The following is an 8,965-nucleotide window of genomic DNA, read 5'->3' on the forward strand; positions in this document are numbered from 1 at the left end:
GGGTCAGGTTCGATCACTCAACGCTCGGCGGGCGGCGCCAGCCCGTACCCTGTCGCCCATGATTGGCATGTTCGTACTGGCAGCGCTGGACCGCGACCGATGAAGATTCTCGTCACCGGCGGCAAGGGCTTCATCGGCTCTGCCGTGGTCCGTCACCTCATCAACGACACCGACCACTCGGTCGTCAACGTCGACAAGATGACCTACGCCGCCACCGAAGGATCGACGCAATCGATCGCCGACAGCCCCCGGCACACATTCGAGCAGGCCGACATCTGCGACATCGACCGCATCACCGAAGTCTTCGCCGAGCACTCCCCCGACGCCGTCATGCACCTCGCCGCCGAAAGCCACGTCGACCGCTCCATCGACGGCCCCGCCGCCTTCATCCACACCAACCTCATCGGCACGTTCACCATGCTCGAAGCCGCTCGGACAGCCGGCGTGCAACGCTTCCACCACATCTCGACCGACGAAGTCTTCGGATCACTGGGCCCGAACGACCCCGCGTTCACCGAAACCACCCCGTACGACCCCCGCTCGCCGTACTCGGCCTCAAAAGCTGGCTCGGACCACCTCGTCCGGGCCTGGGGCGAGACCTACGACCTCCCCGTGCTCCTCACCAACTGCTCGAACAACTACGGGCCGTTCCACTTCCCCGAGAAGCTCATCCCCCTCGTCACCATCCGCGCCCTGCACGGCGAACCACTGCCCGTCTACGGCAAGGGCGACAACATCCGCGACTGGCTGCACGTCGAAGACCACGCCGCAGCGCTCGTCACCGTCGTCGAGCGCGGCACGCCTGGCGAGACATACAACATTGGCGGCAAAGCCGAGCGCACCAACCTTGAGGTCGTGGAAACCCTCTGCGACCTCGTCGACGAGTTGGCCGGGCCACTCGATACCGGCGAATCGCGCCGATCGTTGATCACGTTCGTTGCCGACCGCCCCGGCCACGACCAGCGCTACGCCATCGACCAAACCAAGATCCAGCGCGACCTCGGCTGGGAGCCCCAACACACCTTTACCACCGGGCTCCGCAGCACCGTGCAGTGGTACCTCGACAACCAGCCCTGGTGGCAGCCACTGCGCGACCAGCAGGCCACCGAGCGCCTCGGATTGAAGAAGTAGCCATGGAGATCATCACCACTGCGCTCGACGGAGTCGTCGAAATCCGCGCCACACGCCACGGCGACGAGCGCGGCTGGTTCAGCGAAACCTACAAACGCGACGTCTTGCAGGGCGCCGGCATCGACATCGACTTCGTGCAAGATAACGAGTCGTTCTCTGCGCCCACCGGCACGCTGCGCGGGCTGCACTACCAAACCGCACCCCACGCCCAGAGCAAGCTCGTGCGCGTGATCCACGGATCGATCCTCGACGTTGCGGTCGACATTCGCCGGGCCTCGCCGACCTTCGGACAGCACGTTGCCGTCACGCTCACCGCGGAGGGCGCCAACCAGCTCCTCGTTCCCGCCGGTTTCGCCCACGGCTTCTGCACGCTCGAACCCGACGTGCGCGTCGCCTACAAGGTGAGCGGCAAGTACGCACCCGACTGCGAACGTGCCATCCGCTGGGACGACCCCGACCTCGCCATCGACTGGCAGCTCTCGTCTGGCAGCCCCACGCTGTCTGGCAAGGACGAAATCGCCCCCCTCTTCGCCGACCAGCCCGACCTCTTCTAACGCAGCCGCGCCCGCGGTCTCGCTACCCTCGCTGGACCGTCGAGGAAAAACGGGGGTTCATTACTCAATCACCACTCTCAGATGTTCTACATTGCGGAACGTGAACGTAAGCCGGGCGGGATTCGTTGCTGAACTCCATGCGCTCAAAGAAGCGTCGCCGCTCAGCTACAAAGCACTCGCCAAGAAGCTCGATAGTTCCGTCTCGACGGTGCACGGGTGGTGCACCGGCAAACACATCCCCTATCCGCGCGAAACGGACAAGTTCGAAGTGCTGCTTCGCGAACTCGGCGTCGACGACACCAAACCCTGGCTCGAAGCGCTCGCACGGCTACGCCGACGTCCCGCCGACGACAATCCCTACCTCGGGCTCAACGCCTACTCCGAAAGCGACGCCGACCGATTCCACGGCAGGTCAGAACTGACTGCAACGCTCATCGCCGACATCGTTGCGGGCTTCGACGGGCAGGGCCATCCACCAATGGTCGTGATCGGCCCGTCAGGCGTTGGCAAGTCGTCATTACTCCGAGCCGGGCTCGTCGCAGGGCTCAACGCCCGCGAGGACATTGTGGCCATGGCAACGACCCCCCAGCTCCATCCGATCGAGGCGCTCGATTCGATTTCGACATGGATGTCGGAGCACGCAGGCCAGCACCAAGTGATCGTCATCGATCAGTTCGAAGAGATCTTTTCGCCAACCAACAAGCAGCAGGCCCAGTACTTTCTCGACGAGCTTGCAGAAATGACCGCTGATTGCGACGTCCAGACCGTTGTCGGTTTACGCGCCGACTACTACCAGCGGGCGACCAAGACACCGTGGCTTCGACACGGCCTCGAGCAACGCCACACACTCGTCCCACCACTCAGCCGCGCCAGCATGACCGAGTGCATTGTGCGTCCCGCCGACAACGCCGGCATGACCGTGGCGCCCGACCTCCTGATCGAACTCGTCACCGAATTCACGAAATACTCCGGGCTCGCCGAACGCACCGAAGCCCTCCCGCTCCTCTCCCACGTGCTGTTTCTCCTCGCTGAAAAATCGCCCCAGGTCCTGACACTCGAACGGCTCAGGAAAATCGGTGGCCTCGCGCACGCCATCAGCCAGGCGGCCGAAGCTGCCTACACGACGCTCGACGACGAGCGCCGACATCTCAGCCGACAGATCTTCACGCACCTCGTCGAACTCGAAGACGACGGCACCATGCTCCGCCGCCCACTCGATCTCACGACATTCTGGACAAACAGCAGCGATGCCGCAATCGACGACGTCATTGAGGTGTTCACCCAGGCCCGGCTCCTCACCCTGGACGGCAACAACGTGACCATCAGCCACGAAGCGCTGCTCAAAAGCTGGGGGCGGCTCGAGGGCTGGATCGACGAGGAGCGGGGCACGCTGCACATCGTCAGGCGGATCGCTGTCTATGCAACGGCGTGGGACGAAATGGCACGCGTCCCCTCGGCGGCGCTGCAGGGCACACTCCTCGATGACGCCCTCATGCTGCTCGGCGGCTCGGGTTGGTTTCGGCTCACCAGCACGGAGATCGAATTCATCACAGCCAGTCAGCAGCTCCGCAACCAACAGCAACGCCGCGACGCTGACGTCACCTCACGGCAACTCGCTCTCCAATCCAGCCAGCTTCGCAACAACGACCCGATCTTGAGTGCCCAGATCGCCGTCCTCGCACATCGCGCCGCACCCACCGTCGAGGCACGCTCGGCGGTAGCAGCTGCAACGTCGCCGATGCCGGGGGCCCGATCGCTCGGCACCCCCGGTGAAGTCCGACTCGACCTGTCTGGCAACCAGCAGGTCGCCATCGCGTCCAACGGGCCGAACGAATCCATTCGCATCTTCGATTGCGACGCCAACACCATTCGGCTGCGCCAAGAGTTTCCCAACCCCGCTGGGCAGCGTGTGGCTGCGGTGGCCGTCGACTTCGCCGGCGAGCGAATCGCCATTGGGAGCGCCAGTGGCGAAATCTGGGTGCACGAGCTGAGCACTGGGCAGCAGCGCAACATCGGGAGACCTGACGACTTCAGCGGGGCCGTCCACGCGCTGGCATTCGCACGCAACGACGAATGGCTGGTCGCGGCCGGCGCCGGCCGTGCCGTCATCGTGCTCAACCCCCTGACCGGCGAGCGGATCGGAGCATTCCCCTGTCCAGCCACTGCCCTCAGCCTCAGCATCTCGTCGGACGCCAGCCGTCTCGGAGTGGGCTCCGCCGACGGCACCCTCACCATCTGGCGAAGCCGAACTGGCCACGTGCTCGACGACGCCGAACCCTGGCACATGCCCCATCCCCAAGGCTCGCCAGCGAGTTGCGTTCGATTCGACCCGAACGACAACTACGTCATTGCCGGCTACCACAACGGCCGAATCCGAGTCTGGGACACGGCCAACGACACGCCCCCAACCGAACGCTCACTGACGTCGGCGCCTTTCTCATCGTGGGTCAACGACATTGGGGTGTCGCAATCTGGGGACCACGTCGCGGTCGCCAGTTCGGACGGCACCGTTCGGTTCTTCACCGCCCACAACTGGCAAGAGGTTCGCCCCGAGCTGAGCCCCGGGTCCGTTGTCACCAGCGTGCGATTTATCGGCCCCGGGCACGCCATCACCGCTGCAGAAAGCGGAACGATCCGGGCCTGGGCGCTGCCGTCGGCACTCAAGGCCGAAGTCGACTCGACCATCTGGACCATCACGCTCGACACAACCGGGGCTTCGGTCATTACGGGCTCGGGCGGCCGATGCGTATTGTGGAGCCGATCCAACTCGACCAAATTGCAGGTTGAACAGGTCTACGAAACCGACAGCACCGACATGGTCTTCAGCGGTGCAGGCGCGATCAGTTCCGATGGCGCACTGGTCGCGTTTGGGACACGTACTGGCGAGGTGCTGTTCGGTCCGTCACGACGCCTGCCGCTGGCGGTGCTGCCCGGTTCGGCCACATCGCTGATCGACAACGTCACCTTCGGCGCCGACGGCCAAATCGTTGCGGCGATCGAAGCGGCCGGACAGCTGTTCGTATGGGATACCGCCGGGCCCGAACCCGTCTTGCTGGCCGCTCTGCCCGTGCCGGTCCGACCTCTCGACCTGGCAATCAGCGCCGACTCCACGCTGCTCGCCGTGGTCTCCGAGACCAACGAGCTGGTGCTCGTTGACATGTGCGATCTGGGCAACATTCGGCCGGTGTCCACCACCTCCGTTGCCGACAGCTTTGCGATGAGCGTCGCGTTCCACCCAACGAAGCCGATCGTCGCCATTGGATCAGCCGACCGCACCGTGTCACTGTGGGAGTGCGCCGACCCTGCTCATCCGTCGTTGCTCTCGCGCCTTGGCGACGCCGAAGGACACCAAGTCGCCGTTGCATTCAATGCCGATGGCTCACGAGTTGCAGCTGCTGGCACCGACGCGAAGATCTCGATCTGGAACGTCGCCGACATGCAGCAGCCGACGCTCGAATACCGCCTGCTGGCGAACGGAGCTGGCGCCTACTCGGTCGCATTCGCACCGGATGCCGACGTGTGCCTCGGTGCCGGACCAAACCAACAAATCGATGCATGGTTGCTCGACCCTGACGCTGCCGCCCAAGCATTCGACGCCATCGGCGGCGACTCGATCACTGCTGCCGAGTGGGCAAGATACGTCCCCGAATCGGTCCGTCCCCACGTTCCAGCGTGACAGAATTGGCGGTCATTCGACAGGTCTCAACCCGTTCGACATCAACCAGTTCGACCTGAACCCGACCCCAGACGCGACAAAGCGCCCGGCCCAACCCGCAATGGGCTGCACTCAGGCGCTTGGCGCAGTATTCAAGTCAGATGTGTGGTCAGCGGCCCATGTTGGGGCGCTTGCCATGGTTCGCCTTCGAACGACGGAGGCGGGCCTTGCGCTTGCTGGTCTTCTTCGACATAGTTCTGCCATGCTACGGCTCGCGCGGCGATCCCCCAACCGCACCACCCTCAAGACCTCAGGCCGACATCAAAGCAACAGCCGTGCCGAGGCCAACGCTGCTGCGAATTGTGGCGATTCGACGACCTGGCTGAACTGCATCTTTTGGCTCGCCAACGCGGTCGGGGCCCAGTTGCACGCAAGCGGCATCCAGGTCATCGACGATGATCACGATGCCCCAGAACTCGCCGTCTGACCGGTTGTCGTCTTCATGCTGGACCACTTCGACGATCAGCCCTCCCCGCCCAATGCGATGGAAACCCTGGCGGATCTTGCCGACCTCGCGGATCCGTTTCAACTCGCATCCGGTGGCGAGCGCAATGTCACCGGTGGTCGACTCGAGGTCGCCAGTCATCACGACCACGTGATCGATCGACCGTGCTCCGAGCGAATGGGTGGCAAAAGTCGGTGCCAACTGCTCGACCACGGTCGTAGCAAGGCCGGCGATCGAGGTCGTCGAGTCATCAATGCCAGAGATCGCCCATCCGACAATGCCAGCCTGAACATCATCTGCCGCCACACCCGTTTTGGCAGGCGGGGCAGACGTAGCTTCGGGCGAGACGATTCGCAACGCGGTCCCGAACAACGGAATCAACCCATCGTCCGTCGCCGACAATCCGAGCGAGCGCCACGTGTCGAGATCGCCCGCAATTGTCAGCCACTCCACTCGTGCGCTCGCAGTTGCCATGCCATCACTCATGCCTGCACTCTGGCAGCGAGTGCGGCATCGCGCCCCATCACGCCCCATTACGCCACTGATTGGCGGCCGGGTTCAGGCGGCCGCTTGCTGACAGATCGGGTTCAAGCAGCCGCTGATTGACGCGTCCACGCCAGCAAGTCCTCAGCCGGCAGGGTGTTGATGATCCGGTCGATCGGGACATTTCGTGCCGCCGCACGATCGCAACCAAGCGGCTGCCATTCGAGCTGCCCAGTCGCATGTGCATCAGAGTCGATCGAGAACCAGCAACCCAACTCGATTGCCAGGTCGATCAGCTCGAGCGGAGGGTCAAGCCGTTCAGGTCGGCAGTTGATCTCGACAGCCGTGTTGAACTGGGCGCACGCTGCGAACACGTCGTCGGCGTCGAAGTCGCTCGGCGGGCGCTTGCCGATCATCCGACCGGTGCAGTGGCCGAGAATGTCGACGTGCGGCGAGGCGACCGCCATCAACATTCGCTCCGTCATCTGCGCCTTGTCCATGCGCAGCTTCGAGTGCACGCTGGCAACCACCACGTCGAGCCGCTTGAGCATGCCGTCACTGAGGTCGAGCGACCCATCGACCAGGATGTCGACCTCCATGCCCGACAAGACCCGGAAGTCGTGGCCGGCAGCAGCGATCGCTGCGTTGACTTCGGCGATCTGATCGAGCTGCTCGCTCAATCGTTCCTCGTTCAAGCCGTGCGCGATCGTCAGGCGGGCCGAGTGATCGGTCTGCACCATGTATTCGTGGCCGATCGCCATCGCCGTTGCCGCCATTGCCTCAACTGGCGCGCCACCATCGCTCCATGTCGAATGCAGGTGGCAGTCGCCGCGCAGCGCATCGCGATACACCTGGCCCGCCAGTGTGATGTCGACGCGGGAGCTCGCTTCGACCTTCTTCAGATACTCGGGCTCGCGACCTTCGACTGCGTCGATGATCACCGCAGCAGTCGACTTGCCAATGCCATCGAGTTCCTGCAGCGAATTCTTCGCCACACGCAACTCGATCTCGGCAGCCGGTGTCGTGCGGATCACATCGAGCGCCCGGGTGAACGCCTTGGCCTTAAAACCAGTCTCATGAGCACGGTCCAGGCAGTGGATCACACGCAACAGCGCATCCTCAGGCGTCATCCCCAAATCGTATCCCTCCCCCGCTTCCCCCAGCCCCCGCCCCCGCCCCCTGCCCCCAACCCCAACCCCACCCCCCCCCCCACCCCCCGCCCCAGCCCCCGCCCCAGCCCCAGCCCCAGCGTGTTTGTGTGAGCGATTACGGCGTCGTTGCCCATATCCGCTCACACAGAACTTCAGCCCGCATTCTGTGTGAGCGATTCCAGCGTCGGTTCCCGCAATCGCTCACACAAAACGGGGGGCCGTGCGCGGCACCGTTGCAGTCGGCATCGAAGGCGAACAGCGCGGGCTGCTCGGACACACGGTGATCGACGGTCGTCGCTACGCGGCCTGGATCGATGTCGACACGCTCGATCTCTTCGTCGGCGAGGTCACCAGCGGATCGGTCGACCGACTCGTCGGGGCCGGAACCGGAACATCGTCAAAAGACGTCGGCGGGGGGCATCTCGAAAACCCGCACTCGACCGATCGCAGGGAACTCGGGACGGACAGCAGCGGATTCCGCCTCAGCACGTCCCGAGATTCTGGTGCTTCCCCGCCGACCCAATCCAGGCCCACTGTCATGGCATGCGACTCTCCGACTTCGATGACTGGGCGCGCCAGCATCACGGCCTCATCACGTTGAGCGCGTCCGGGCTGAGCGTCGACGCCTGGCGTCGTGCGATACGTGCTGGTTCGTTGATCGAGCTCCACCGCCGAGTCGCCCGGCTGCCTGGCGCGCCGACGGATCAACGCCAAGCAATACATGCAGCCGTCCTCGCCGCAGGTGGTCACGCAATGGCCTCGCACCAATCGGCGGCCATGCTCTGGAATCTGATCGAGCCTGCAGATGCGCTCGTCCATCTCACCGTCCCTGACCGAAATCGCCGACCCCGCCTGGCCGGAGTCGTGTTGCATCGGCCAACCGACCGTCAGCGGCTCACACCCCAGCGTCGCCACGGCATCCGCTGCACGGACCCGCTTCGCACCCTGTGCGACCTCGGAGCCGACGACCCATCACTCGTCGAACCTGCCGTCGGAGTTGCACTCAGTCGCCGCCTCCTCAACCTCGACGCACTCACCGCAGCCGCAGTCCAACACGGCCACCGCGGCCGGCCCGGCATACCTGCGCTCCGTGCCGCCATCGATGAGTGGTCAATCGATCATCGGCCCGCCGACTCGATCCTCGAACTCGTTTTTGCCGAACTCGTCCGACGCCATCAGCTTCCACCAACCACGTTTCATGAACGGATCGCTGGATGGGAGGTCGACTTCCGATTCGCTGCCACGGCAGTACTCGTCGAATGCGACGGGTGGTCGACACACGGCCTCGACCGCAATCAGTTCGAACGGGACCGCCGCAAGGACAGCGACCTCGCCAACGCTGGCTGGCAGGTGCTCCGATTCAGCTATCGGTCGATCGTCCACGATCCGGGTGGCACAGCACTCCGGATCCGACGGGCGTTAGCGCGCTGGAAGCACCTCGATGTGCCAGACGCAGCCTGACAGCCGGTTACGGCGAACGACCAAC

The 8,965-nt window shown here is 64.3% G+C and carries 8 protein-coding genes; 5 read left to right on the top strand and 3 right to left on the bottom strand.

Going from position 1 to position 8,965, the window contains the following annotated elements; translation table 11 throughout:
- The first annotated feature begins 99 nt into the window (after window positions 1-99).
- The 3 genes from rfbB to ACH2EI_RS13045 all read left to right on the top strand — a co-directional run bounded on the left by rfbB (window position 100) and on the right by ACH2EI_RS13045 (window position 5,361).
- On the top strand, window positions 100-1,131 hold the full coding sequence (rfbB, locus tag ACH2EI_RS13035; protein WP_395152932.1) for a dTDP-glucose 4,6-dehydratase: 1,032 nt from the start codon (window positions 100-102) through the stop codon (window positions 1,129-1,131).
- Window positions 1,132-1,133: 2 nt separating this feature from the next.
- On the top strand, window positions 1,134-1,685 hold the full coding sequence (rfbC, locus tag ACH2EI_RS13040) for a dTDP-4-dehydrorhamnose 3,5-epimerase (RefSeq protein ID WP_395152933.1): 552 nt from the start codon (window positions 1,134-1,136) through the stop codon (window positions 1,683-1,685).
- A gap of 100 nt (window positions 1,686-1,785) precedes the next feature.
- On the top strand, window positions 1,786-5,361 hold the full coding sequence (locus ACH2EI_RS13045; protein ID WP_395160322.1) for a hypothetical protein: 3,576 nt from the start codon (window positions 1,786-1,788) through the stop codon (window positions 5,359-5,361).
- Between the two features lie 148 nt (window positions 5,362-5,509).
- On the opposite strand, the gene ACH2EI_RS13050 is transcribed toward ACH2EI_RS13045, so the two are convergent.
- The 3 genes from ACH2EI_RS13050 to ACH2EI_RS13060 all read right to left on the bottom strand — a co-directional run bounded on the left by ACH2EI_RS13050 (window position 5,510) and on the right by ACH2EI_RS13060 (window position 7,458).
- Window positions 5,510-5,593 carry a 50S ribosomal protein bL37 gene (locus ACH2EI_RS13050; RefSeq protein ID WP_394929746.1) on the bottom strand — a complete coding sequence of 28 codons (84 nt, stop codon included), beginning with the start codon at window positions 5,591-5,593 and terminating at the stop codon, window positions 5,510-5,512.
- A gap of 57 nt (window positions 5,594-5,650) precedes the next feature.
- The gene (locus ACH2EI_RS13055; RefSeq protein ID WP_395153797.1) at window positions 5,651-6,331 is read right to left on the bottom strand and encodes a hypothetical protein; all 681 of its coding nucleotides are present in this window, start codon (window positions 6,329-6,331) and stop codon (window positions 5,651-5,653) included.
- A gap of 101 nt (window positions 6,332-6,432) precedes the next feature.
- On the bottom strand, window positions 6,433-7,458 hold the full coding sequence (locus tag ACH2EI_RS13060; RefSeq protein WP_395160324.1) for a PHP domain-containing protein: 1,026 nt from the start codon (window positions 7,456-7,458) through the stop codon (window positions 6,433-6,435).
- A gap of 241 nt (window positions 7,459-7,699) precedes the next feature.
- Here ACH2EI_RS13060 and ACH2EI_RS13065 point away from each other — a divergent pair, with 241 nt between their 5' ends.
- Complete coding sequence (locus ACH2EI_RS13065; protein ID WP_395153795.1) at window positions 7,700-8,080, top strand: hypothetical protein; 381 nt, start codon at window positions 7,700-7,702, stop codon at window positions 8,078-8,080.
- A complete protein-coding gene (locus tag ACH2EI_RS13070) occupies window positions 8,023-8,940 on the top strand; it encodes a DUF559 domain-containing protein (protein ID WP_395153794.1) in 918 nt (305 codons plus the stop codon). Before ACH2EI_RS13065 ends, ACH2EI_RS13070 begins: the two co-directional genes overlap by 58 nt.
- Window positions 8,941-8,965: the final 25 nt, after the last annotated feature.

The organism is Ilumatobacter sp., from assembly GCF_041688325.1.
Taxonomy (GTDB): Bacteria; Actinomycetota; Acidimicrobiia; order Acidimicrobiales; family Ilumatobacteraceae; genus Ilumatobacter_A.

What these genes read in the sequence shown, in the direction of transcription:
- rfbB (WP_395152932.1), top strand. Translation starts at nt 100, where the DNA reads ATGAAGATTCTCGTCACCGGCGGCAAGGGCTTCATCGGCTCTGCCGTG.
- rfbC (WP_395152933.1), top strand. Translation starts at nt 1,134, where the DNA reads ATGGAGATCATCACCACTGCGCTCGACGGAGTCGTCGAAATCCGCGCC.
- ACH2EI_RS13050 (WP_394929746.1), bottom strand. Translation starts at nt 5,593, where the DNA reads ATGTCGAAGAAGACCAGCAAGCGCAAGGCCCGCCTCCGTCGTTCGAAG.
- ACH2EI_RS13055 (WP_395153797.1), bottom strand. Translation starts at nt 6,331, where the DNA reads ATGAGTGATGGCATGGCAACTGCGAGCGCACGAGTGGAGTGGCTGACA.
- ACH2EI_RS13060 (WP_395160324.1), bottom strand. Translation starts at nt 7,458, where the DNA reads ATGACGCCTGAGGATGCGCTGTTGCGTGTGATCCACTGCCTGGACCGT.
- ACH2EI_RS13070 (WP_395153794.1), top strand. Translation starts at nt 8,023, where the DNA reads ATGCGACTCTCCGACTTCGATGACTGGGCGCGCCAGCATCACGGCCTC.